At 39.2% G+C, this 260-nt stretch carries 1 pseudogene; it reads left to right on the forward strand.

What is annotated here, in order from left to right:
- Positions 1-154: 154 nt before the first annotated feature.
- Positions 155-260: pseudogene (locus NI462_RS15015) on the forward strand (IS6 family transposase); the annotation flags it as partial.

Consider the following 260-nt stretch of genomic DNA (forward strand, 5'->3'; position numbering starts at 1 on the left):
TCTGGATCATAAGCCGCTAGATACAGCTGTTTAATGTTATGCAACTCTGTAATAGGTGAAATATGACAAAAACACGTACCTGTTTAGAAAGGGCACTGTTGCAAATAGGCTGACATGATAAGCTAAATATCTTATTTATTTCGAGATACAGCAGATGAATCCCTTCCACGGTCGGCACTTTCAAGGTGAAATCATTCTTTGGGCTGTTCGTTGGTATTGTAAATATGGCATCAGCTATCGTGAACTTCAAGAAATGCTCG

This window comes from Acinetobacter lwoffii (assembly GCF_024129715.1).
Lineage (GTDB): Bacteria > Pseudomonadota > Gammaproteobacteria > Pseudomonadales > Moraxellaceae > Acinetobacter > Acinetobacter lwoffii_U.